Origin of the sequence: Microbacterium sp. bgisy203 (genome assembly GCF_965345155.1) — a bacterium.
Lineage (GTDB): Bacteria > Actinomycetota > Actinomycetes > Actinomycetales > Microbacteriaceae > Microbacterium.
Map to the genome: position 1 here is coordinate 276,906 of NZ_CBDRLZ010000001.1, position 22,876 is coordinate 299,781.

Annotated in this window: 25 protein-coding genes; 7 read left to right on the forward strand and 18 right to left on the reverse strand. The window is 70.3% G+C overall.

What is annotated here, in order from left to right; translation table 11 throughout:
* Positions 1–19: 19 nt before the first annotated feature.
* The 8 genes from dprA to ACRVYW_RS01350 form a co-directional block, all read right to left on the reverse strand.
* On the reverse strand, positions 20–1,276 hold the full coding sequence (dprA, locus tag ACRVYW_RS01315; RefSeq protein ID WP_431800940.1) for a DNA-processing protein DprA: 1,257 nt from the start codon (positions 1,274–1,276) through the stop codon (positions 20–22).
* Positions 1,273–2,817: a YifB family Mg chelatase-like AAA ATPase gene (locus ACRVYW_RS01320; protein WP_431800942.1), complete on the reverse strand. Its 1,545-nt coding sequence runs from the start codon at positions 2,815–2,817 to the stop codon at positions 1,273–1,275. The genes dprA and ACRVYW_RS01320 overlap by 4 nt, the downstream gene beginning before the upstream one ends.
* Positions 2,814–3,176, reverse strand: a complete 363-nt coding sequence (locus ACRVYW_RS01325; RefSeq protein WP_431800944.1) for a YraN family protein — start codon at positions 3,174–3,176, stop codon at positions 2,814–2,816. The genes ACRVYW_RS01320 and ACRVYW_RS01325 overlap by 4 nt, the downstream gene beginning before the upstream one ends.
* Before the next feature lie 115 nt (positions 3,177–3,291).
* Positions 3,292–3,615, reverse strand: a complete 324-nt coding sequence (locus tag ACRVYW_RS01330) for a DUF2469 family protein (protein WP_431800946.1) — start codon at positions 3,613–3,615, stop codon at positions 3,292–3,294.
* A gap of 42 nt (positions 3,616–3,657) precedes the next feature.
* On the reverse strand, positions 3,658–4,317 hold the full coding sequence (locus ACRVYW_RS01335) for a ribonuclease HII (RefSeq protein WP_431800948.1): 660 nt from the start codon (positions 4,315–4,317) through the stop codon (positions 3,658–3,660).
* Complete coding sequence (gene lepB / locus ACRVYW_RS01340; RefSeq protein WP_431800950.1) at positions 4,314–5,078, reverse strand: signal peptidase I; 765 nt, start codon at positions 5,076–5,078, stop codon at positions 4,314–4,316. Before lepB ends, ACRVYW_RS01335 begins: the two co-directional genes overlap by 4 nt.
* Before the next feature lie 159 nt (positions 5,079–5,237).
* On the reverse strand, positions 5,238–5,585 hold the full coding sequence (gene rplS, locus ACRVYW_RS01345; RefSeq protein WP_431800952.1) for a 50S ribosomal protein L19: 348 nt from the start codon (positions 5,583–5,585) through the stop codon (positions 5,238–5,240).
* 185 nt (positions 5,586–5,770) lie between these two features.
* On the reverse strand, positions 5,771–6,268 hold the full coding sequence (locus tag ACRVYW_RS01350; protein WP_431800954.1) for an MFS transporter permease: 498 nt from the start codon (positions 6,266–6,268) through the stop codon (positions 5,771–5,773).
* A gap of 52 nt (positions 6,269–6,320) precedes the next feature.
* Between ACRVYW_RS01350 and map the strand changes: the two genes are divergently transcribed.
* A complete protein-coding gene (map, locus tag ACRVYW_RS01355; RefSeq protein ID WP_431800956.1) occupies positions 6,321–7,103 on the forward strand; it encodes a type I methionyl aminopeptidase in 783 nt (260 codons plus the stop codon).
* Between the two features lie 32 nt (positions 7,104–7,135).
* Here map and trmD read toward each other — a convergent pair whose 3' ends face one another.
* The 4 genes from trmD to rpsP are packed head-to-tail and all read right to left on the reverse strand — an operon-like array spanning position 7,136 to position 9,143.
* Positions 7,136–7,831, reverse strand: a complete 696-nt coding sequence (gene trmD / locus ACRVYW_RS01360; protein ID WP_431800958.1) for a tRNA (guanosine(37)-N1)-methyltransferase TrmD — start codon at positions 7,829–7,831, stop codon at positions 7,136–7,138.
* Between the two features lies 1 nt (position 7,832).
* Positions 7,833–8,474 (reverse strand): ribosome maturation factor RimM, encoded by a 642-nt coding sequence (rimM, locus tag ACRVYW_RS01365; RefSeq protein ID WP_431800960.1) that lies wholly within the window; start codon positions 8,472–8,474, stop codon positions 7,833–7,835.
* A gap of 1 nt (position 8,475) precedes the next feature.
* On the reverse strand, positions 8,476–8,706 hold the full coding sequence (locus tag ACRVYW_RS01370) for an RNA-binding protein (protein WP_431800962.1): 231 nt from the start codon (positions 8,704–8,706) through the stop codon (positions 8,476–8,478).
* 5 nt (positions 8,707–8,711) lie between these two features.
* Entirely contained in the window at positions 8,712–9,143 is a 432-nt protein-coding gene (rpsP, locus tag ACRVYW_RS01375; RefSeq protein WP_431800963.1) for a 30S ribosomal protein S16, read from the reverse strand.
* Positions 9,144–9,351: 208 nt separating this feature from the next.
* Here rpsP and ACRVYW_RS01380 point away from each other — a divergent pair, with 208 nt between their 5' ends.
* The gene (locus tag ACRVYW_RS01380; protein ID WP_431800965.1) at positions 9,352–10,512 is read left to right on the forward strand and encodes a glutamate--cysteine ligase; all 1,161 of its coding nucleotides are present in this window, start codon (positions 9,352–9,354) and stop codon (positions 10,510–10,512) included.
* 80 nt (positions 10,513–10,592) lie between these two features.
* Here ACRVYW_RS01380 and ffh read toward each other — a convergent pair whose 3' ends face one another.
* Together ffh and ACRVYW_RS01390 are read right to left on the reverse strand one after the other, a co-directional pair.
* Positions 10,593–12,158, reverse strand: a complete 1,566-nt coding sequence (gene ffh / locus ACRVYW_RS01385; protein ID WP_431800967.1) for a signal recognition particle protein — start codon at positions 12,156–12,158, stop codon at positions 10,593–10,595.
* Between the two features lie 130 nt (positions 12,159–12,288).
* Complete coding sequence (locus tag ACRVYW_RS01390) at positions 12,289–12,840, reverse strand: TetR/AcrR family transcriptional regulator (RefSeq protein ID WP_431800969.1); 552 nt, start codon at positions 12,838–12,840, stop codon at positions 12,289–12,291.
* Positions 12,841–12,916: 76 nt separating this feature from the next.
* Here ACRVYW_RS01390 and lipB point away from each other — a divergent pair, with 76 nt between their 5' ends.
* Positions 12,917–13,582: a lipoyl(octanoyl) transferase LipB gene (gene lipB, locus ACRVYW_RS01395; RefSeq protein ID WP_431800971.1), complete on the forward strand. Its 666-nt coding sequence runs from the start codon at positions 12,917–12,919 to the stop codon at positions 13,580–13,582.
* Positions 13,579–14,601 carry a lipoyl synthase gene (gene lipA, locus ACRVYW_RS01400; protein WP_431800972.1) on the forward strand — a complete coding sequence of 341 codons (1,023 nt, stop codon included), beginning with the start codon at positions 13,579–13,581 and terminating at the stop codon, positions 14,599–14,601. The genes lipB and lipA overlap by 4 nt, the downstream gene beginning before the upstream one ends.
* A 38-nt stretch (positions 14,602–14,639) precedes the next feature.
* Here the strand turns inward: lipA and ACRVYW_RS01405 are convergent, their stop codons facing one another.
* The 3 genes from ACRVYW_RS01405 to smc are packed head-to-tail and all read right to left on the reverse strand — an operon-like array spanning position 14,640 to position 19,632.
* Positions 14,640–15,140 carry a DUF2004 domain-containing protein gene (locus ACRVYW_RS01405; RefSeq protein ID WP_431800974.1) on the reverse strand — a complete coding sequence of 167 codons (501 nt, stop codon included), beginning with the start codon at positions 15,138–15,140 and terminating at the stop codon, positions 14,640–14,642.
* Between the two features lie 50 nt (positions 15,141–15,190).
* Positions 15,191–16,063, reverse strand: a complete 873-nt coding sequence (gene ftsY, locus ACRVYW_RS01410; RefSeq protein WP_431800976.1) for a signal recognition particle-docking protein FtsY — start codon at positions 16,061–16,063, stop codon at positions 15,191–15,193.
* A gap of 56 nt (positions 16,064–16,119) precedes the next feature.
* The gene (gene smc, locus ACRVYW_RS01415; protein ID WP_431800978.1) at positions 16,120–19,632 is read right to left on the reverse strand and encodes a chromosome segregation protein SMC; all 3,513 of its coding nucleotides are present in this window, start codon (positions 19,630–19,632) and stop codon (positions 16,120–16,122) included.
* A gap of 484 nt (positions 19,633–20,116) precedes the next feature.
* Between smc and ACRVYW_RS01420 the strand changes: the two genes are divergently transcribed.
* The 3 genes from ACRVYW_RS01420 to ACRVYW_RS01430 all read left to right on the forward strand — a co-directional run bounded on the left by ACRVYW_RS01420 (position 20,117) and on the right by ACRVYW_RS01430 (position 22,581).
* A complete protein-coding gene (locus tag ACRVYW_RS01420; protein WP_431800980.1) occupies positions 20,117–20,251 on the forward strand; it encodes a hypothetical protein in 135 nt (44 codons plus the stop codon).
* Between the two features lie 99 nt (positions 20,252–20,350).
* Positions 20,351–21,454, forward strand: coding sequence for an N-acetyltransferase family protein (locus ACRVYW_RS01425; protein WP_431800982.1), 1,104 nt, complete (start codon positions 20,351–20,353; stop codon positions 21,452–21,454).
* Positions 21,451–22,581: an N-acetyltransferase family protein gene (locus ACRVYW_RS01430; protein WP_431800984.1), complete on the forward strand. Its 1,131-nt coding sequence runs from the start codon at positions 21,451–21,453 to the stop codon at positions 22,579–22,581. The genes ACRVYW_RS01425 and ACRVYW_RS01430 overlap by 4 nt, the downstream gene beginning before the upstream one ends.
* Here ACRVYW_RS01430 and ACRVYW_RS01435 read toward each other — a convergent pair.
* On the reverse strand, positions 22,528–22,869 hold the full coding sequence (locus tag ACRVYW_RS01435) for a hypothetical protein (RefSeq protein WP_431800986.1): 342 nt from the start codon (positions 22,867–22,869) through the stop codon (positions 22,528–22,530). The genes ACRVYW_RS01430 and ACRVYW_RS01435 overlap by 54 nt on opposite strands.
* Positions 22,870–22,876 lie beyond the last annotated feature (7 nt).

Genomic DNA, 22,876 nt, shown 5'->3' on the forward strand with positions numbered 1-22,876 from the left:
GAACCGAGGTGGGGCGAGGTCACCAGAGTGTCGCCGCGCCCGGCTTCGCCTGCACCCACCCGGTCGGGCGCCGCTGCGCGCTCCCCTCGAGCGCAAGGAGTCCGAGAATCCCCGCCGCCTCATCGACCGCGAGGCCGGCGCGTCGTGCGATGTCGTCGACGACACGCGCCGAGCGGCTGCTGAGCGCATCGAGCACGCGTGTGCGATCGTCGGTGCGCTCGGATGCCGCAGCCCCGGCGCCGGCGGCGGCGTTCGTTCCCGCGCCGCCGACCCCTCCCGCACCGCCGACACCGCCGACACCGCCGACACCGAGGTAGTCGCGCACATCCGCGATGCCGGTGATGCAGATCGCATCACCTTCTTGAAGGAGCCTGTGGCACCCCATCGAGGCGGCGCTCGTCACGGGGCCTGGAACCACCCCGACGGGGCGACCGATCGCCTGAGCGTGGTGGGCGGTGTTCTGCGAACCGCTGCGCCACCCCGCCTCGACGACCACCGTCGCGTCCCCGAGGGCTGCGATGACGCGGTTGCGCGAGAGGAATCGGTGCTTGGTGGGTGCCGTCCCGCATGGAGTCTCGGAGATGATCGCCCCGCGGTCGACGATCGCGTCCAGAAGCTCGATGTGCCCGACGGGGTACGCCCGGTCGACGCCGCCCGCCATGATCGCGACCGTCGCTCCGTCCGCGGACAGGGCGGCGCGATGGGCCGCGCCGTCGATCCCGTACGCCGCGCCGGAGACCACCGTGATGCCTGCAACGGCGCACTCGGCACCGAGTTCCGCGGCGACGGTCTCGCCGTACGCGGTCGATGCGCGCGCCCCGACGATCGAGAGGGACGGGGCGCCCGCGAGGTGCCGTGGCTCCCCACGAACCCACAGGCAGAGCGGCGCATACGGACCCAGATCGTTCACCGGCGTCGGCCAGTCCGCGTCTTCCGGCGTGATGAGGCGCGACCCGGCGCGTCGGCCGCGCGCGAGCGCATCGTCGATGTCGCCCCGACGCGGCCGCCACCGTGCGCATCCCTTCGCGAGTTCCCCGGGGGCGAGGCCGGCGACGGATTCGTCGCCGCTTCTTCCGTCGCCGGACAGCGCGATCTCCAGCGCGCGCACGGGTCCGAATGCCTCGACGAGCGCTCCCGCCACGCGGTCGCCCGGTTCGACGAGCGCGCTCCATGCGGCGCGGGCGTACGCGATCACGAGATCGTCGTCGTCCGCGGCATCCACGAGCGCCGCGAGCTCGCCACGGGCCCGCTCGGGGCGCAGGTCCAGTCCGCTCATGCGCGGGTCCCCCTCTTCAGGTAGAGCGCACGGCCGATGTCCTCGACCGTGAGGCGATCGCGTCCGGCGAGGTCGGCGGTCGTCCACGCGACTCGCAGCACCCTGTCATAGCCGCGCAACGTCAGCGCGCCCCGCTGCAGAGCGTCGTCGAGCGGTCGTCGGATCTCGGGCGCGGGAGCGAGCGGGCCGTCGCGCAGCCACGTGCCCGCGACTTCGGCGTTCGTACGCCAGGGAGTGTCTGCGAGGCGGTGCACGGCGCGCGCACGGGCAGCGACCACCAACCCGCGCGCCTCGGCGCTCGAGACCCGCGACTCGTCCCCCGCCCGCATCCGCGCGACGGCCACGCGCTGCAGCGACAGTTCGATGTCGATGCGATCCAGCAGCGGTCCGGAGAGCTTGCCCAGGTAGCGCCGGATCGCAAGCGACGGACACCGGCACTCCGCCCGCGGCACACCGTAGTTTCCGCACGGGCACGGGTTCGTCGCCAGCACCAGCTGGAACCGCGCGGGGAACACCGCGCGGAACCCGGCGCGATGGATCTCGATGCTGCCGGACTCGAGCGGCTGCCGGAGGGCGTCGAGCGCGGAGCCGGCGAATTCACCGGCTTCATCGAGGAAGAGGACGCCGCCGCTCGCGCGCGCGATCGCCCCCGGCCGCACGGTGCGGCTTCCACCCCCGATCAGAGACGCCACGGACGCCGAATGATGCGGCGCTTCGAACGGCGGCGTGCGCTCCAGCGTGTGCACCGGCAGTCCCGCCAGTGAGCGAAGCGACGCCGTCTGCACCGCGTCGTCGTCACCGAGATCCGGGAGGATGCCGGGAAGGCGCCGCGCCAGCATCGTCTTGCCGGCCCCCGGCGGCCCGCTCATGAGCACATGGTGTCCGCCCGCCGCCGCGAGGACGAGCGCGTCGACGGCATCCCGCTGTCCGATCACGTCGTGCAGGTCGGGGATCGACGCGTCCGCGACGGGCTCGGCGGCAGCCAGCGGAACCGGCGCGACGTCGATGGCGTCGAGGTCGATCCCGTGGCGGCGCACCGCGTCGCGCAACGTGACGGCGCCGACGACCTCGACGCCGGGGACGAGGGCTGCCTCGTCGGCGTTCGCGTGCGGGACGATGACGCGACGGATGCCGGCGCGCACGGCTGCCGCGACGGCCGGAAGGACGCCCGGCACCGGTCGCACGCGGCCGTCGAGCCCGAGTTCGCCCAGATGCGCCGTCGCCAGCAGAGAGGCGGGATCCATCGGCGCCTCGGTCGCGAGGGCTGCGACCGCGATCGCGAGATCGAGCCCCGAACCGTGCTTGGGGAGGCTGGCCGGCGAGAGGTTCACCGTGAGCTTCCGTCGCGACAGTGGGAGCTCGCTGTTGGCGCACGCATTGAACACGCGCTGATGGGCCTCGCCGATCGCCTTGTCGGCGAGACCGATGATCGAGAACCCCGGAGTCTGATGAGAGAGATCGGCCTCCACCTCGACGAGATCGCCCTGGAGGCCGGTGAGGACGACGCCCCACGTGCGGGCCACGGTTCCCGTCGCGCTCATCGGAGGTCCTCGAGGTGCTCGAGAACGGCCGTCCGAGGGTCCTCACCGATGATGCCGATCACGTCGATGCGCAGACGTCGATGCCGGGCGGCCTCCGGGTGCGCCGCCGCCCACGCGCACGTCAAGCGCCACAGCCGGTCGCGTTTGCGGGCGTCGATCGCCTCGAAGGGATGCCCGAAACCGTCGCTGCGCCGGGTTTTCACCTCGACGACGACGAGGTCTCGCCCGCGAGCCGCCACGATGTCGAGTTCCCCCTGGCGGCACCGCCAGTTGCGGTCGAGCACCTCGTAGCCCGCGTCGCGCAGGTGCCGCGCCGCCCGTTCTTCGCCCGCGCGCCCGCGGATGTCCTTTTCAGCCATGCGCGCAAGCGTGCCCGGCCGCGCGCGAGCGTGGAGGACAGATCAGCGCATCGGTGGAGAGATCCGGAAAGAGGCCGGTTGTGGAGAGGTCGATGAACTCACCGCGCGGCGCGCGTCAGGAGTCGAGCGAGAGCTCTTCGGGAAGCTGGAAGTCGCGGCGCGGTAGCTCTTCGACGTTGACGTCCTTGAACGTGAGGACGCGGACCGACTTCACGAAGCGGTCGGCGCGGTAGATGTCCCACACCCAGACGTCCGTCATCGAGATCTCGAAGTAGAAGTCGTGCTCGGTGTCGCGCCGCACGACGTTGACGTCGTTGGCGAGGTAGAACCGCCGCTCGGTCTCGATGACATAGGCGAACTGCGACACGACGTCGCGGTACTCCTTGTACAGAGCCAGCTCGAGCTCGCGATCGTAATCCTCGAAGACTTCGTCATCCATGGTGCGTCCAGTCTAGGCGCGTCCTCGTGGGCGGGATGCCCGTCAGAAGAGCGTCGGGGCGTCGGCGATCGCCCACGACGCACGATGGTGTGTACTGAGCCCGACCGAGCGGATCGCGGCGCGGTGCTCGGCGCTGGCGTAGCCCTTGTTACGCGCCCACTGGTAGACCGGTTCCTCGTCGTGGAGGGACACCATGACCGCGTCGCGCGCCACCTTGGCGAGGACCGAGGCGGCGGCTGCCGATGCGCAATCGCGATCGGCCTTGACGATCGGCTGGACCCGGAGATCTGTGCCGCCCGCGGGCGTGATGTAGTCGTGGTTGCCGTCGAGGATCACGATCGCCTCTTCCGGGACGACGCCCGCGGCGCGGAGGTCCGCGATCGCCCGCAGTGCCGCCAGTCCGAGTGCTCGGATGATGCCGACCTGGTCGATCTCGGCGGCACTCGACCATCCGATCGCCGAGGCGCCGACCCACGCGGCGGCGCGCTCCGCGACGGCGGGGCGACGATGCTCGGCGACGAGCTTGGAGTCGCGCAGGCCGTCGGGGACGCGGCGGCGGGCGCCCGCGGCATCCATCGCCACCGCGCCGACCGCGACGGGTCCCGCCAGCGCGCCGCGCCCGACCTCGTCGCAGGCGATGACGACGGCGTGCTCGCGCAGCAGCCGTCTTTCGACGGTCAGACGCGGAGCGACGACGGTCACGGCGCCGTCCCCTCCGGCACGCCGGCGAAGACGTCGTGGTGGAAGTCGATCGGACCGAAGCGGTTCAGCGGCCACGTGATCAGGAAGGCGCGTCCCACGACGTTCTCCAGGGGTACGAAGCCCTGCGAGGGCTGCTCCGTGTGATAGCGGGAGTCCTGCGAGCGGTCGCGATTGTCACCCAGGACCCACAGCGACCCCTCGGGCACCGTCACGTCGTAGGGCACCGGCTCGGGCGCGCTCCGGCCGTCCGGCAGGTTGAGGTAGGCCGTCTCGTCGATGGGGGTGCCGTTGACCGTCACCTGGCCGAGCGCGTTGCAGCACACGACGTGGTCCCCGCCCACCCCGATGATCCGCTTGATGAGGTGCTCGTCGCTGTCGGGCGAGGTGAGCCCCACGAGCGACAGCAGCCAGTCGAACGCCTCGGCGACCGGCGCGCGATCGACCTTCGGGCTGACCGGCAGCCAGCCGCCCGGGTCGCGGAAGACGACCACATCGCCGCGCTCGTATCCCGAGAAGCGCGGCGTGATCTCGTCGACGAGGATGCGATCCTTCACGAGGAGGGTCTGCTCCATCGACCCGGAGGGGATGTAGAAGGAGCGCACGAAGAACGTCTTGATCACGAACGAGACGAGCACGGCCACGACGATGATCACGAGGACGTCCCGCACGAGCGGCCAGAATCCCCGCCGCCGACGCGGCCGAGGGCGCAGGCCCGTGTCGGGCACCCCCGCCGACGGGGAGGCCAGGTTCTCCGAGCTCATGCACGTCCTTCTCGCCGGCGCGCCGCGAGTCGTCACGCGCCCCCTCAAGAATCCCACACTCGCGCCGCAGTTCCGCACGACGCCGCGCCGCCGAGCGCGCCCGGGAACGACGAAGGCCCCGGGCGGAGCGAACCGTCCCGGGGCCTTCGGATGAGCGCGTCAGTTGTCGCGCTTCTCCTTGATCTTGGCCTTCTTGCCGCGGAGCTCGCGGAGGTAGTACAGCTTCGCGCGGCGCACGTCACCGCGAGTGACGACCTCGATGTGGTCGATCACCGGGGAGTGCACCGGGAAGGTGCGCTCGACGCCGACCTGGAAGCTGATCTTGCGGACCGTAAAGGTCTCGCGGACGCCATCGCCCGAACGGCCGATGACGACACCCTGGAACACCTGGACGCGCGAACGGCTTCCTTCGGTGATGTTCACGTGCACCTTGACGGTGTCACCGGGGCCGAAGGAGGGGATGTCGCTGCGGAGCGATGCCGCGTCGACGGAGTCGAGGATCTGCATGATCGTCACTTCCTGCGACCGCCACAGGTCGATCGCGAGATGAGTTGGGAAAAGTGGTGTGTGCCCGAGGTGTCGGATGCCGGCACCGTACTCCCCTGAGGCAGAGCCTGGTCAGGGCACGATCAACCATTCTGCCATGCCGGGGGCACTCCGACCAAAACGTGCGCCCGACGCGCGGCGGCCCGTCAGGATGCCGGAGGATCGCTCTTCTCGCGGACGACGATGACCTCGGCATCCTGGGGCGTGGCGCCCTGCCGCGGGGTCGCCTGCGCGGGAATGTATCCGACACCGTTCGAGGCGCGGAGGACGCTGCGCGACCCCGCCTCCTGCCAGAGCTGCCAGAGCACGCTCCACAGAGCCCCGAGCCCGACCGCGATCGTCAGGGCGAACAGGCCCCACCACCACGGGTTCGAGAAGAAGCCGAGGGTGACGATGAGCACGTTCCAGCCGCCGATCAGCCATACGTCCTGCCACGAGGCGGCCTGCTCGGCGCGCGCGGTGCCGCGGGCGCGGACGAGGAGTGACAGCACGAGCTGGCCGACGAAGACGATCGGCGCCGAGATCAACACCCACAGCAGCGACAGCGCGCTCGCCCCCGACACGATCCAGCCGATGAACAGCCACAGCGGCAGCACGAACGCACCGGGGATCATCCATCGATAGAACGCTCTGCGCAGGCCCATGTCCTCGATGGTACGCCGACGCACCAGAATGGAACCTGAGGAAAGGATCACGATGATCGAACTGCGCACCCCGGCCGAGATCGAAGCGATGCGGCCCGCGGGCCGATTCGTGGCGGAGGTGCTCGCAACGCTCCGCGACGACACGAAGGTCGGGACGAATCTCCTCACGATCGACAAGCGCGCGCACGACATGATCCGCGCGGCCGGCGCCGAGTCCTGCTACATCGACTACCACCCCTCGTTCGGCGCGAGCCCGTTCGGCAAGGTCATCTGCACGTCGATCAACGATGCGGTCCTGCACGGTCTCCCCCACGACTACGCCCTCCGCGACGGCGACCTCGTCTCGCTCGACTTCGCGGTGTCGGTCGACGGCTGGGTCGCCGATTCGGCGGTCTCGTTCGTCGTCGGCACGCCGCGCGACGAGGACCTCGCGCTCATCGACACGACCGAACGTGCACTGGATGCCGCGATCGCCGCGGCCGTGGCGGGGAACCGCATCGGGGACATCTCGCACGCGATCGCAACCGTCGCCCACGCCGACGGCTATTCGATCAACACCGACTTCGGCGGGCACGGCGTCGGGCGTGTGATGCACGGCGACCCGCACGTGCCCAACGACGGCAAGCCGGGCCGCGGGTACCCGTTGCGCCCCGGCCTCGTCGTTGCGCTCGAGCCGTGGTTCCTGCAGACCACCGATGAGCTCGTGACCGACCCCGATGGGTGGACGCTCCGGAGCGTCGACGGCTCGCGCGGCGCGCACGCCGAGCACACCGTCGCGATCACCGCCGACGGCCCGATCATCCTCACCGACCGCTCGTTCCTCGGCGTCCGCTGAACCTGCGTGCCGTGTCGGCGAGAGGGCGGCGGTCAGCGCAGGAGGTCGGGGCGACGCTCGCGCGTGCGGGCGACCTGCTGGTCGTGGCGCCACTGCGCCACCTTGCCGTGGTGGCCGCTGAGGAGGACGTCCGGCACGTCGTACCCTCGCCAGGATGCCGGCTTGGTGTACGACGGGTATTCCAGGAGCCCGTCCTCGTGCGACTCCTCGACGAGGCTCTCGGGGTTTCCGACGACACCCGGCACGAGGCGTCCGATCGCCTCGATCATCGCCATCGCCGCGACCTCTCCCCCGTTGAGGACGTAATCGCCGAGACTCACGAGGCGTACCTCGCCGAGCGTCCGCGCGTAGTCGAACACCCGCTCGTCGATGCCCTCGTAGCGCCCGCAGCCGAACACCAGGTGCGGCGTCTCGGACAGCTCCCGCGCCGTCGCCTGTGTGAAGACCTCGCCGGCAGGAGAGGGGAAGACGAACACGGGGCGGATGCCGTCCGCCGCGGCGGCGGAGGCGATCTCGTCGAGCACCTCGCCCCACGGCTCGGGCTTCATGACCATTCCGGCGCCGCCGCCGTACGGTGTGTCGTCGACCGTGTGGTGCCGGTCGTGGGTGTGATCGCGGAGGTCGTGCACGCGCACGTCGAGAAGTCCTGCGCCGCGCGCCTTGCCGAGGAGGGACACCTCGAGGACGTCGAAGAAGGTCGGGAAGATCGTGACGACGTCGATGCGCACGTCAGTCCTCGGACGGTTCCGCTGGGGCGCCCTCGACGTCGCGGTCGTCGCCGGCATCCGGCTCGACGGTCGCCGAAGCGTCCGTCTCGTCCTCTGCCAGCTCCTCGAACAGGCCCGCGGGCGGGGTGACGACGACGCGTCCGTGCTCGACGTCGACCTCGGGGACGATCGCCGCGACGAACGGGACGAGGATCTCGCCGTCGCCGCCGAACGGGCGGACGATCAACAGGTCCTGTGCGGGGAAGTGATCGACGCGGATGACGCGGCCGACGCTCTTCCCGTCGCGCACGACGTCGAGGCCGACGAGCTGGTGATCGAACCAGGCATCCTCTTCGGCCGGAGCGTCGTCGTCTTGGTCGATCCAGAGGATCGCGCGGACCAGTGACTCCGCGCCGTCACGGTCGTCGACGTCGTCGAAGAAGACGACGGGGTGGGAGTTCATCCAGCGGAACTCGCGCACCGTGACGGTCTTGCCGTGCCACGGCGACGACGCCGGCACCTGCAGGGTGAAGACGGCACCGGGGACGAAACGCCCGTCCGGGTCGTCGGTGTACAGCTCGAGCTTGAGGGCGCCCTTGAGCCCGTGCGCCTTGACGAGGCGCCCGACGCGCAACTGGGTGCGGGCGGGTTCGGCGGCGGCCACGTCAGTCGTCCGCGACGTCGACGCGCACGCGCGTGCCGTCGGCGAGGGCGGTCACAACGGTGCGCAGCGCCTTCGCGGTGCGCCCGCCGCGCCCGATCACCCGTCCCCGGTCGTCGGGGTGCACACGCACCTCGAGCACCTCGCCGCGGGGCGAGGTGGACGAGCGGATGACGACGTCGTCCGGGTGATCGACGATCCCCTTGACGACGTGTTCGAGCGCGGCGGCCAGCACCGGGATTACTCGGACTCGGTCTCGGCGTCGGCCGCGGGGGCCTCGGCCTCGTCGGCGGTCTCGGCGACCGGCTCTTCGACCTTCTTCTCCGCCTTCGGCTTGATGACCGACTTCTTGGCGGAGTCGGCGACGAACTCTTCCTTCTCGCCCGCGACCTTGACGGTCGAGACGGCGTTCTTGTCGCCCTTGAACTTGCCCCAGTCGCCCGTGAGCTTCAGCAGCGCGGTGACCTGCTCGGTCGGCTGAGCGCCGACGGAGAGCCAGTACTGCGCGCGGTCGGAGTCGACCTTGATGACCGAAGGCTCCTCGGTGGGGTGGTACTGGCCGATCTCCTCGATCACGCGACCGTCGCGCTTGGTGCGCGAGTCGGCGACGACGATGCGGTAGTAGGGCGCGCGGATCTTGCCGAGGCGCTTGAGACGGATCTTGACAGCCACAATTCTCCTGAATGGTGTGAGTGAGGTGATGAACGTCGCCTGGAGCGTGGGGTGCACACCCGGCGGAAGCTCTGCGGTGGACCGGCTTCGCCGGATAGAGGGTCGAGCGACGCGGTCCAACCGTCCATTTTGCCAGATTGTGACGGATGCCGCGAACCCGGCGGCCTCTCGGCGCGGCGCAGCGCCGCGCGCGTGTCAAACTGACGCCATGACGGTGCCCTTCGCGACCTCCGCCCGCTCCTCCGTGGGGATCGAGTGGGAGCTCATGCTCGCCGACCGCGACAGCGGCGACCTCGTCGGCCGCGCCCCGGACATCCTCCCCGACCTCGAGGAGAGAACGGAGCACGAGCGCTACACGGTCACCGGCGAACTCCTCACCAACACGATCGAGGTCACGAGCGGCGTGGGCGACACGGTCGCCGCCGCCGTCGACGACATCGCCGACGCGATCGGGCAGGTGCGCGAGCTCACGAACCCGAGCGGCATCGAGCTCCTGTGCGCCGGCAGTCATCCCTTCGCGCAGTGGTTCGACCAGGAGGTCACCGACAAGACCCGCTACCACACGCTCATCGAGCGGACGCAGTGGTGGGGGCGGAACATGATGATCTGGGGCATCCACGTGCATGTCGGTGTCGAGGACGTGAACAAGGTGCTCCCCATCATCGGCGCACTCTCGACGTACCTCCCGCACCTGCAGGCCCTGTCGGCGTCCAGCCCGTTCTGGGCGGGCGAACGCACGGGCTACGCGTCGAACAGGGCTCTCGTGTTCCAGCAGCTCCCGACGGCGGGGCTCCCCTGGCCGCTCGAGGACTGGGCGCAGTACGAGGCGTTCCTCGACGACATGGTGCGCACCGGCGTCATGGCCGATCCGACGGAGGTGCGCTGGGACATCCGCCCCGCTCCGCACTGGGGAACGATCGAGGTGCGCGCGTGCGACGGCATGTCGACGCTTCCCGAGCTCGCGGCGGTGGCCTCACTCGTGCAGGTGCTCGTCGAGCACTTCTCCCGTGTGCTCGACGAGGGCGGCTCGCTCGAACGCCTGCAGCCGTGGTTCGTGCGCGAGAACAAGTGGCGCGCGGCGCGCTACGGCCTCGACGCCCGGGCGATCGTCGACCGCGACGGCACCGAGCGCGCCGTCGTCGACCATCTCGAGGAGACGATCGAGACGCTCCGACCGGTCGCCGAGGAGCTCCACTGCGCGCGCGAGTTCGCCGGTCTCGAGACGATCCTCGCGCGAGGTGCGAGCTATCAGCGTCAGCTCGCCGTCGCCGATGCGTCGGACGGAGACCTCCGCGCCGTCGTCCAACACCTCATGCGCGAGTTCCGCGAGGGTCCGAGCCTGCGCGAGCACCTCGCGGTACCCGCGTAAGAGGCATCCGCGCATCCGGGGACATTCGCTCATCCGGGGATCGGATGCCTGCCGCACGTCGGCGACCGGATGCCTGCCGCTCAGCCCTTGCCGAAGAGCTTCTGGATCTCGGCGAGGTCGGCCTCGCTCGGCTGCGCGCCGGCACCGCCGGCACCGAGCCCGAAGCCCGATCCGGCGGGAGCGGTCGTCGTGGCGGCCGCGGCGAGGCCGGCGTTCTCTGCCGCGCGCTTCGCGGGGTTCCCCGACCGCGATCCTCCCGACGACTTTTTCTTGGCGCCGCGCTTGCTGGACGCGCCGGGCTTGCCGCCGAGCGAGCCCATGCCGGGCACCGAGGGCACCCCGCCGCGCGCGACGGTCTTCATCATCTTCGCGGCCTGCTCGAATCGCTGCACGAGCTGGTTGACGTCGGTGACCGTCATGCCCGAGCCGCGCGCGATGCGCAGACGCCGCGAGCCGTTGAGGACCTTGGGGTTCCGGCGCTCCCCCGGCGTCATCGAGCGGATGATCGCCTCGGTGCGGTCGATCTCCTTCTCGTCGAAGTTCTCGAGCTGCTGCTTCATCTGACCCATGCCCGGAAGCATCCCGAGCATCTTCTTCATCGACCCCATCTTCTTCATCTGCTGAAGCTGGTCGAGGAAGTCCTCGAGGGTGAACTGCTCGTTGGCGAGCTTGTCGGCGACCTTCCGCGCCTCCTCCTCATCGAACGCCTGCTGGGCCTGCTCGATGAGGGTGAGGATGTCACCGAGGTCGAGGATGCGGCTCGCCATGCGGTCCGGGTGGAAGGCTTCGAGGTCGTCGAGGTTCTCGCCGGTCGACGCGAAGATGATCGGCCGGCCCGTGACGGACGCGACCGACAGCGCCGCACCGCCGCGGGAGTCGCCGTCGAGCTTCGACAGCACGACGCCCGTGAAGTCGACGCCCTCCTGGAAGGCCTTGGCCGTGTTCACGGCATCCTGTCCGCTCATCGCGTCGATGACGAACAGCACCTCGTCGGGGTCGGTGGCCTTGCGGATGTCGGAGGCCTGCTTCATGAGCTCCGCGTCGACACCGAGGCGGCCGGCGGTGTCGATGATCACGACGTCGTGCTGCTGGCGGCGCGCCGTCTCGACGCCGTCGCGGGCGACCTGCACGGGGTTTCCGACCCCGTTCCCCGGCTCCGGGGCGTAGATCGCGGCGCCCGCCTGCTGGGCGACGACCTGGAGCTGGTTGACGGCATTCGGACGCTGCAGGTCGGCGGCGACGAGGAGCGGGGTGTGCCCGTCCTTCTCGAGCTGCTTCGCGAGCTTGCCGGCGAACGTCGTCTTACCCGAACCCTGCAGGCCCGCGAGCATGATGACGGTCGGCGCGGTCTTCGCGAACTGCAGCCGACGCTGCTCGCCGCCGAGGATCGCGACGAGCTCCTCGTTGACGATCTGCACGACCTGCTGCGCGGGGTTGAGCGCCTTGTTGACCTCATCACCCAGGGCGCGCTCGCGCACCTTCGCGGTGAAGTCCTTGACCACGATCAGCGCGACGTCGGCATCCAACAGCGCCCGCCGAATCTCACGGACGGTGCCGTCCACGTCCGCGGGCGTGAGCTTGCCCTTGGTGCGGAGGTTCTTGAAGGTCTCTGTGAGCCGGTCGGAGAGGGTGCCGAAAGTCGCCATGATGCGACGATTCTACGGGAGCACCTCGACCTTCATCGCGCCGACCGCGGCCGCACCGGCTCCGAACCCGTTCCTCCCGAGCGGAGGGCTGCGCCGGTCGGCGGACCTGCACGACGCGTCCGGGTGCGGGTCAGGGCAGGGTGGATGCCGCGGCGTCCAGCGCCTCGTCGAGCAGCGGGCCGAGAGGGGCCTGTCCGGCGCCGGCGCGCGCCCACGCCTCGATGGCGGCGAGCACCGCACCGGCGTGGGCTGCGCCGGCGACCTCGGCGGAGATCGCCGCGGCGCCGTCCAGCCGCAGCCGCGCGGCGACGGCGGACGCGATCCGCGAGCGGCGGACCCCAGCCTCGCGCACGAGCTCGTCGCCGAGTCCCATCGCCTCGGCGTGCACGAGCGCCAGTGCGAGGCTGTCAGGTGCGAAGGCATCCCCCAGCACCTGCAGCGACTCGCTGACGGAGGCGCCGCCGGACAGCCGGTCGGTGAGCGTCTCGATGCGTGCGTCGAGCCCCGCCCAGAGGACGTCCGCCTTCGAGGAGAAGTAGTTGAAGAAGCTCGAACGGCTGACACCGGCGCGCTGCGTGATGTCGGCGACGGTCGTCTGGGCGTAGCCCTGCTCGAGGAACAGCTCGCTCGCCGCCTCGGCGATCGTGTCGCGCGACGTCGCGCGAGGCCGGCCGGTGCTCATGCCTTCACTGTAGCGAGGGCGTATTGTTGGACGCGGTACAGTAACTCTCACCCCGACTCGACACCGAAGGAGCGTCATGCTCGACGTGCGCACGGTGGGCCTGGCGCCCGACTACGTCCCCTATACGGATGCCTGGGCGCTCCAGCGCGAGGTGCACGCCGGCGTCGTCCAGGGCGAGCGACCCGACACCCTGCTGCTCCTCGAGCACGAGCCGGTCTTCACCGCCGGCGCCCGCACCACGCCCGACGAGCGCCCCACCGACGGCACCCCCGTCGTCGACGTCGACCGCGGAGGCAAGATCACCTGGCACGGGCCCGGCCAGCTCGTCGGGTACCCGATCGTGCGGCTCACAGAGCCGGTCGATGTCGTCGCCCATGTGCGGCGGATCGAAGGCATCCTGATCGATCTGCTGCGCGAAGTCGGCGTCGACGGATACCGCGTCGAGGGTCGGAGCGGCGTGTGGGTGCGGCGGATGCTGTCGGAGGACAAGATCGCGGCGATCGGCGTGCGCGTCCAGCGCGGCGTGACCATGCACGGATTCGCGCTCAACTGCGACAACTCCCTCCTCGCCTTCTCGCAGATCATCCCCTGCGGCATTGCGGATGCCGGGGTCACGACAATCAGCGAGGTGCTCGGCCGAGACGTCTCTCCCGCCGACCTCGCCGATGCCGTCGCGGAGGCGTTCCGCGACTCGTTCGCGACCTCGGCCGTGCCCGCCGGCGCTGCGGCGGTCGCCGTATGAGCGCCTGCGGCACGGGCGGCGCGTCGTCGGCATCCTCTTCCGTCGATACCGGAGGCCGGAAGCTTCTGCGCCTCGAGGTGCGGAACGCGCAGACCCCCATCGAGCGGAAGCCCGAGTGGATCCGCACGAAAGCGAAGATGGGGCCGGAGTACCAGGCGCTGCAGTCGCTCGTGAAGGGCGAGGAGCTCCACACCGTCTGCCAGGAGGCGGGCTGCCCCAACATCTACGAGTGCTGGGAAGACCGCGAGGCGACGTTCCTCATCGGCGGATCGCAGTGCACGCGGCGGTGCGACTTCTGCCAGATCGACACCGGCAAGCCCGCGGCGTACGACACGGACGAGCCGCGCCGCGTCGCCGACAGCGTCCGGCGCATGCAGCTGCGGTACGCGACCGTCACGTGCGTCGCACGCGATGACCTCCCCGACGGCGGCGCGTGGCTGAACGCAGAGACGATCCGCCAGATCCATGCCATGAACCCCGGGACCGGCGTCGAGCTTCTCGCCACCGATTTCAACGGAGACCCGGCCCTTCTCGGCGAGGTCTTCGCGGCGCGACCCGAGGTGTTCGCCCACAACGTCGAGACGGTTCCCCGGATCTTCAAGCGCATCCGCCCCGGGTTCCGCTATGAGCGCTCGCTCGACGTGCTGACACAGGCGCGAGCTGCGGGGCTCATCACGAAGTCCAACCTGATCCTCGGCATGGGCGAGGAGGCCGAAGAGGTCGTCCAGGCGCTGCAGGACCTGCACGATGCGGGCACCGACATCGTGACGATCACGCAGTATCTGCGGCCGACACCACGCCACCTGCCGGTCGCGCGCTGGGTGAAGCCGCAGGAGTTCGTCGAGTTCAAAGAGCAGGCCGAGCGCATCGGGTTCCTCGGCGTCCTCGCGGGGCCCCTCGTGCGCTCGTCGTACCGGGCCGGGCGCCTGTGGGCGCAGTCGATGCTCTCGAAGGGCCGGGAGATCCCCGCACACCTGACGCACCTCGCGCGAGACGCCGAGTTCGCCCAGGCGGTGTGACTCCCCCGCTCCCGGCAGGGGTGGGGTGTGGGGTGCGGCTACTCGGCGCTCGTCACCGACTGGACGCTGCCGTCGCTCGTGAGGTTCACGAGGAGGACGTCGTCGGCGGCATCCGCGTCGAGGGCGTACTCGAGCACGGCGAACGGATCGGATCCGCCGTGTTCGTCGGCGAGGATCGTCATCGACACGAGTTGCAGCGACCGGATGATGTCGATGTGCACGTCGCCGGAGATGTCGACGAGAAGGTCGGCGATCTCCTCGCCGAACTGCTCCTGCTGCTGCAGCAGGTACTCGGTCACCTCGCTCGTGCGGTCGTCGAGCTCCGAGACCATCGCGTTGCGCGCCGTGAGGTCGATCTGTTCGAGCGAGGAGATCATCGCGGCGGCCACGTCGAGCGCATCTTGCGACACGTCGTCCTGGTCGGGCGCGGTGAGGTCGACGGTCACCCGTTGGTCCGCGAAGTCGACGGACTCCGACCAGAAGATCGATCCGTCGGGTCCCGACTCCAGCAGTCCGAAGTAGTCGTGCTCGATCGCCATGGATCTATGCAACCACCCCGGCGTGTTCGCGTCCACCGACGCGGCCCGACTCAGCCGACGAGCGCCTCGACGAACACGTGCGGAGTGAAGCCGGTGAGGTCGCCGATGCCCTCGCCCTGGCCGAGGAGCTTGACCGGGATGCCGGTGCGTTCCTGCACGGCGAGGACGAATCCGCCCTTGGCCGACCCGTCGAGCTTCGTGATGACGAGGCCGGTGACACCCGCGTGCTCGAGGAACGCCTCGGCCTGCATGACGCCGTTCTGGCCGGTCGTCGCGTCGAGGACGAGCAGCACCTCGCTGATCGGCGCCTGCTTCTCGATGACGCGGCGGATCTTGGTGAGTTCGTCCATGAGTCCGCCCTTGGTGTGCAGGCGCCCGGCGGTGTCGACGAGCACGATCTCGGTGCCCGACTGCTTCGCGTAGTCGATGGTCTGATAGGCGACGGATGCCGGATCCTGACCCGCCTGCTGGGGACGCACGATCGTCGCTCCCCCGCGCTCGGCCCACGTCGCGAGCTGGTCGACGGCCGCCGCGCGGAAGGTGTCTGCGGCGCCGACGACGACCGAGCGGCCATAGCGCTGGAGGAACTTCGCGAACTTGCCGATCGTCGTCGTCTTGCCCACGCCGTTGACTCCGACGACGAGGACGACCGCGGGCCGCTCCGTGAGGCGGAGGGTCGTGTCGAACTTCGCGAAGTGCTCTTCGAGCGTCTCCTTCAGCATGCGCTGCAGGTCGCGTGGGTCGGTCGTGCGGTAGCGGTCGACCTTCTCGTGCAGTTCGTCGATGATCCGCTCGGTGATGTCGGGGCCGAAATCGGCGGTCAGAAGCGCCGTCTCGAGGTCTTCCCACGTCGTCTCGTCGATCGTCGGTTTCACGAACATGCCGCGCAGCGCGCGGCCGAGCGACCAGGAGTTCTCAGCCATAGCCCCAGCCTAGTCAGCGCGACGCGGCCCGACCGGCGCGCGAGCGCCGAGAGGCCTCACGCGCTCTCGCGCTCGCGGACCCGCTGTCCGACGACGGCGGAGACGCCGTCCTGTCGCATCGAGACGCCGTAGAGGGCGTCGGCGATCTCCATCGTGCGCTTCTGGTGGGTGATGACGATGAGCTGACTGGACTGCCGCAGCTGCTCGAACACGCCGAGCAGGCGCCCGAGGTTCGCATCGTCAAGCGCGGCCTCGACCTCGTCGAGGATGTAGAAGGGGCTCGGGCGCGCCTTGAAGATGGCGGTGAGGAGTGCGACGGCCGCGAGCGAGCGCTCTCCGCCGGACAGGAGCGACAGCCGCTCGATCTTCTTGCCGACCGGACGTACGGCGACCTCGATACCGGTCGTGAGCGGGTTGTCGGGGTCGGTGAGCGAGATGCTCCCGGAGCCACCCGGGAACAGGATCGGGAAGACCTCGCCGAAGGCGGTCTTGGTGTCGTCGAAGGCCGCGAGGAAGATCGTCTGCATGCGCTCGTCGAGTTCGGCGATGATCGTCTCGAGGTCCTTGCGGGTCTGCACGAGGTCGGCGAGCTGCTCGGTGAGGAACGCGTGCCGCTGCTCGAGCGCGGAGTACTCCTCGAGGGCGAGCGGGTTGACGCGTCCGAGCTGCGCGAGCTTGCGCTCGGCGTCCTGCAGCCTGCGGCGCTCGACGGTCCGATCGAAGGTGCGCGGCTCCGCGTCGTCGGACTCCCCGGGCACCGGCTGATCGGGACCATATTCCGCTACGAGAATATTCTCGTCGATGCTGAGCTCCGAGGAGACGCGTTCGAGCAGACTCGTCACGTGCAGGCGCTTCTCGTGCATCTGCAGCTCGATGCCGTGCACGGATTCGGTGAGCGCCGCAAGACGCTCGCGAACGGCGGCATCCTGCGTCCGGAGCTCGGCGAGCTCCGCGCTCAGCGCCGTCCGCGCCTGCTCGGCGAGGTGGAGCTCGACACGTGCCTGGGTGACCGAGCGGTCGACCGACTCGAGCACCGGGGGCAAAGTGTCGGCGACCTCCGCGGCCAGCTCTCGCTGGGCGCGGCGGATGACGGCGCGGCGGGCGGCTTCGGCCGCGGCGGCCTTCTCGCGCTCGCGCTGGCGAACCAGCTGGTCGACCCGCGCTTCACCGGCCCGTACGCGCTCCTTGAGCGTCTCGACGTCGAGTCGGGCGCGCATCTCGGCGTCTCGCGTCTCCTCGAGAGCGGCGAGGAGTCCGTCGCGCGCCGACGCGTCGAGGATCGGACGCGGCGCCTCCTGCGCCGCCGTCAGCGCTTCTTCCGCGGCGCGCGCCGCCTTCTCCGCTTCGGCGACCGCGCCCTGCGCCGGCGCGAGCGCGGCCTCGAGCCGCTCGCATTCCGCCACCGCCGCCTCATGACGGACGGTCGCCCGGTTCACCTGCTCGGTGTGCGCGGCGAGGGCGGCGTCGTGCTCGCGCAGGCGCTGCAGGGTGTCGCGGGTGTGCGCCCGCGCCGCATCCCACGCGCGTTGCGCATCCGCGAGGCCGTCACGCAGCGAGTCCGCCACGACGGTGATCTCGGCCAAGCGATCGGCCGCGCCGTCGCGCTCGGCGGAGAGCTCCAGCCGCGAGCGGCCGCCTCCCGACCCCGCGCGGACGGTGTGCTCGGTGACCACTTCGCCCGCTCGCGTCACGATCGTGACGGGGCCTCCGACCTCCCGCTCCGCAAGCGCGCGCCCGGCGGCGTGGGCGGCCGCGAGATCGTCGACGATCGCGGTGTAGGCGAGGACGCCCTGGATGCCGGACGGCGCCGACGCGACCTCTACGGCCGGGACCACTCCCGGAATGCCGGCGAGCGTCGGGGTCATCGTCGGCGCGCCGGCGATCGCGATGTCCACGCGCCCGAGGTCGGCCTCGGCCGCCGTGCGCGCGAGTGCGAGCGCGGCGTCGACGTCGTCGACGAGCACGCCCTCCGCGAGGGCACCGAGCGCCGCGGCGATGGCGGCCTCGTAGCCGGGGGTCACCTTCACCGCGTCGCCGACCAGACCGCGGATGCCGTGCCCGCCCCGTTCGATGAGCGCGGCGGCGGCGTTCCGCACGTCGAGGGCACGACTGAGGGCGGCCACCTGTGCGGTGAGCGATTCGATCTCCCGTTCCGTGGCGTGCAGACGCTCGCGGATGCCGGAGACCTCGCCCTCGGCCGCCGTCGCGTCCCGCTGGGCGCGCTCGTACGCGGCCGCATGCTCCGCCGACGACGCCTCGGGGGCGAGCTCCGTGTCGATGCCCGCCAGCTGCTCTTCCGCCTCGGCCCGGCGCTGCAGGGCGGCGTCGAGCGCGCGCTGCTGGCGTTCGACGCCGGCGCGCACGGCGTCGAGGCGCGACGCGGCGGCCTCCGCAGTGCCGCGGAGCTTCGTCAGCCGCATGTCGTGCTGGGAGACGAGCGCGCTCTGCTCGGCGATGTCGACATCGAGAGCGTCGAGCTCCGCCCGGGCACGGATGACTTCTCGACCGGCGTTCGCGGCGGCATCCTGCGCATCACCGAGCCCTGCCGCGATCTCGTCGATCTCGGCGCGCGCCTCGTCGATCGCCGCCTGGCTCACCGTGGCGACCTCGATCGCGAGCGTCCCGTCGTCGTCGAGGAGCGCGAGGCGCTGCCCGGCGAGGGAGGCGAGGCTCCGCAGACGCTCCTGCACCCGTTCGAGCGCGAACGCCACGGCGCGTGCGCCGTCGACGGCCTCCGATCGCTGCTCGGCCTCGAGCGCGTCGATCCGGAGCTTCACCTGCTCGGCCTGATCCTGCAGGACGACCCTTTCGGCATGGCGCTCCTGCTCGCCACGTGCGTGGTCGGCGAGCTGCGTGCGCAGCGTCACGAGCTCGTCGGCGTAGAGGCGCGCCTTCGCATCGCGGACGACGGCGGCGATCGTTGCCGCCTCGCGCGCGATCTCGGCTTGCTTGCCGAGCGGCTTCAACTGCCGTCGGAGTTCGCCCGCCAGGTCGCTCAGGCGCGTGAGGTTCGCCTCCATCGCCTCGAGCTTGCGAAGCGTCTTCTCCTTGCGGCGCCGGTGCTTGAGGATGCCGGCGGCCTCTTCGATGAAGCCGCGGCGGTCCTCCGGCGAGGCCTGCAGGACACTGTCCAGCCGCCCCTGGCCGACGATCACGTGCATCTCGCGGCCGAGTCCGGAGTCGCTCAGCAGCTCCTGCACGTCGAGCAGACGGCAGCTCTCCCCGTTGATCGCGTACTCGCTCGTCCCGTTGCGGAAGAGCGTGCGACTGATCGTCACCTCGCTGTACTCGATGGGCAGCGCCCCGTCGGAGTTGTCGATCGTGAGCTGCACCTCGGCCCGGCCGAGCGGCCCCCGCGTCGAGGTGCCGGCGAAGATGACATCCTCCATCTTGCCGCCGCGGAGGGTCTTGGCGCCCTGCTCCCCCATGACCCACGCGAGGGCGTCGACGACGTTCGACTTGCCCGATCCGTTCGGCCCGACGATGCACGTGACGCCCGGCTCGAGAGCGAAGGTCGTGGGCTGCGCGAACGACTTGAAGCCCTTCAGCGTCAGGCTCTTCAGGTGCATGCATCGTCCTTCGCGGGCAGGGTGTCCCGTCCACGCTAGCGGAATGCGCATCGAGAACCCGCTTGACGCGCGAGGTCGGACGGCGCTAGTGTCACTCATCGCGTCAGAAGTACGAAAGGAGGTCCCCGAAATGATGATGCAGCTGAACACCGTCGGAGCGAACACTCAGGCTCCGGTGCGCGCACGCGCGGGGATCGTCCGCGTCGGCGCGTTCCCGGCAGCCCGCTGAGCCGCACACAGGAGAACTCCGCCCGTCCCTGGGCTCTGAGTCCCTGGGCTCTGAGTCCCTGGGCTCTGAGTCCCTGGGCTCTGAGTCCCTGGGCTCTGAGTCCCTGGGTTCTGAGTCCCTGGGCTCTGAGTTCCTGGGCCTGAGTGTCTCTTCCGCCTCCCGCCGCTCGCGCTCTCTGCGCACTCGGCCACGCCGCAGCCCGGCCACCTCCGTTTCGGGGACCATCGTGTCCCCTGGCACTCGAAAGACAACACCATGTCCGGCTACTTCGCCACCCGCCATCCGCATGCTCCCGATCCCGATCGCCGCCGCATCCGCCTCTCCCAGCGCGAACGCGACGCACGCGAACAGGACTGGCAGCTCCGCCGGATGATCCTGCCCCTTTTCTGAACCCGAGTCCGCGTCGCGGACTCACCACTGACGCGCGGCGGAGCGGCCCGGCCCCGGAACAACACGGCGGCCGGCCGCTTCTCCCGAAAGGACACCTCCATGTCGAACACTCTCACCGAGGTTGAGTTCCGGCCTCTCACCATCCCCGCATCCATGGATGCCGCTGACGCGGACGAGTTCCGCGAGTTCACCCGCGTACGCAACGCGATTTACCGCGAGATCACCGGCAACGACGACGACGCGATGACGCCCGAGGCACTTCTCCCCCATTACCACGACGACCCCGACGAGATCAGGTACGCCTGGGTGATCGTCAAGGACGGGGAGATCATCGGACGCGTCGGCGTCGATCTTCCGCAGGAGGACGGCTCGCTGAACGCCTTCTGGCTCGTCGAACTGCTCGGCGCCCACCACGGGCTCGGCATCGGCTCGGCCGCCTATCCGCTCGTCGAGAAGACGGCCCGGGAGCACGGCCGGACCGTCCTGCAGTCGTGGGCGCAGCACGTCGAACCCGAAGAACCGGGCGAGCGGCTCGACCCGCCGACGGGCTTCGGCACGATCCCGCTCGACCGCGCCGCGCGCTTCTTCCTGCGGCACGGCTACACCCTCGAGCAGGTGGAGCGGCAGAGCAACCTCGACCTCGCGGCATCCGCCGAGCACGTCCGTGAACTGCTCGCCGAGGCTGAGGACGCGTCGGCGGGCTACGAGGTCGTGCAGTGGTTGCTGCCGACTCCGCCCGAGCTCGCCGACGACTACGCCTGGGTGAAGTCGCGCATGTCGACCGATGTTCCCGCCGCAGCCCTCGTCTTCGACGAGGAGGTGTGGGATGCCGACCGCATCGCCCGTCACGATCAGCGCTACGTCGACGGAGGGACGACCGCTCTCGTGACCGCCGCCCGCGAAAGAGCGTCCGGACGGCTCGTCGCCTTCAACGAATTGACGATCGACGACCACGGCGGCGCCGACCCCGCGGAGCCGAGCCACCAGGAGGACACGCTCGTGCTGAAGGAGCACCGCGGCCACCGGCTCGGCCAGCTCGTCAAGTGCGCGGGCCTGAAGCGCTGGCACGAGGAGATCGCTCCCCTCTCGCCGAAGGTCATCACCTACAACGCCGAGGAGAATCGCCCCATGCTCGACATCAACGAGCGCATCGGGTTCTTCCCGGTCGGATACGAAGGCGCGTGGAAGAAGGTGCTTTCGTGAGCGAGACGCTCACCCTTCGGCCGCTGCGCCGGGCGGACGGACCGGACGGTCCCTCCGACCTCGATGCGGTGCGCGAACTCCGGAACGCCGACATGCGCGTCGTCCACGGTTCGCACGACTACGACTCGTCGGCGGAGGAGATCCGTATCGCCTGGACCGACGATGAGGACGCGCGCCAGCGCGGCGTCATCGCGGAGGACGGCGGCCGCGTGCTCGGTTTCGCGGCCGTCGTCGTCCCGCTCGACGCCGGCGCCGCGTCGGTCTCGCTCAACGTCCGTGTGCGCGCGGACGCGCGTCGCCGCGGCATCGGCGGGTTGCTGCTCGCGGCCGCCGAGCAGATCGCCGCGGACGAGGGCCGCTCCGTCCTGCAGTGCTGGACGGAGCATCCGCCCGCCGACCTCGCCCGCGAGCCGGCGATCAGCGGGTGGGGTTCGGTCCCCCGCGACGCGACCACGATGTTCGCGCGCGATCAGGGCTACGCGCTCGAACAGGTCTACCGCAAGAGCCGATTCACGATCGACGCGCAGAGCCTTGCCGAGGTCGAACGCCTCGCGGGGCCGGCGCGCGCGGCGGCAGGTGACGCGTACGTCTACGAATGGTGGGAGACCCCGACCCCGCCCGAGAATGCGGACGACATCGCCGAGCTGCACGCACGCATGTCGACGGATGCCCCGTCGGCCGGCGTCGAGGAGGACGCGTCCGACTGGGATGCCGCACGTGTCGCGCGATGGGAGGAGATGTCGCGGACGAGCGGTTATCGCAAGATCATCGGCGCTGCGCGCCATGTCGCGTCGGGCCGGCTGGTCGCGTTCAACGAACTGTCGGTGCGGGGCGAGGAGACGACGGCGCATCAGAATGACACGCTCGTCCTCCGCGAGCACCGCGGGCACCGCCTCGGCATGCTCGTGAAGTGCGAGACGCTCCTGCGCCTGCACGATCTCTTCCCCGCTGTCACGCGCATCGAGACCTACAACGCGGAGGAGAACCGCCCCATGCTCGATATCAACGAGGAGATGGGGTTCGCACCCCTGCAGTACTCGGGGATGTGGCAGAAGAGGGTCGCGTCAGACGGCTCAGAGTTCGTAAGCACGCGCGTAGGCAGCGAGGTAGTCGGACCCGAGGCGTAGCCGCACGTAGTCGTCGATCGTCGCGAGGGCTGCCGTCACTTCCTCCCGTGTCCCGCAGAGCGTCAGCTTCCTGCCGAGCACCCGGGACACGGACACGTCCCCTCCCAAAGCGATGCTGAAACCCCAGCTGCCGCGCCCGTAGTCGTCGAACGCGCCCTGGACGGCGAACGCGTCGTACAGCACGAAACCCAGCTCGACATCCGAGCGCTTGCGCGCCTGCGTCGCGGCGGGCAGGTGAGCGTCGATGAGGTCGAGGACGTCATCCGCTGTCAGATCATCGTGTGGCATTCTCGCT